We start from the raw sequence: 595 nt of genomic DNA on the forward strand, positions 1-595 counted from the left end.
AGGGGTGTTGTTCGTCCACAGCATGGACCCGGAAAACGACCCCTATGTGACCAATTATCTCTATGAACTAAAAAGCGATGCGGCACTGACAGAGTTTACCGACAGCCTGAACTTTTTACTGGCGCGCCATGATGTACTGCGTACCGCGATCCTCTGGCAGGGCAGAGCGCAGGCATTGCAGGTCGTGCAGCGTGAGGTGAGCTTGCCTGTGACTCAGCTTACCTGTGCCGCAGGCATGAATGCGCAGCAGACCATCACGGCGCTTGCCGACGGCCCACAGTGGCTGGACCTGGCCTGGGCACCGCTGCTGCGTCTGCAGGTGTGTCAGGACCCGGACACGGGATACCATTATGCGTTGTTGCAGGCACATCACCTGATCATTGACCATGTTGCGATGGCGGTGATCCAGGATGAACTGCACAGCTATAGCATGGGCGAGGCGCACTGCCTGCCAGCACCGGCATCATACCGACAGTTTATCAGCGATACCCTGGCGCGCATGGAAACGCTCGATATAGAAGGGTTCTTTTTTGAGTCGCTGGGTCACATCAGTGAACCGACGCTGCCCTTTGGACTGCAGGATACCCAGGGCAAC

1 protein-coding gene is annotated in these 595 nt (G+C 57.3%); it reads left to right on the plus strand.

Going from position 1 to position 595, the window contains the following annotated elements:
* The coding region (locus C3B51_RS21935; RefSeq protein ID WP_130246396.1) for a condensation domain-containing protein at positions 1-595 on the plus strand (595 nt) is incomplete at both ends.

The sequence above is a fragment of the Pseudoalteromonas rubra genome, from assembly GCF_004212645.1.
Lineage (GTDB): Bacteria > Pseudomonadota > Gammaproteobacteria > Enterobacterales > Alteromonadaceae > Pseudoalteromonas > Pseudoalteromonas rubra_G.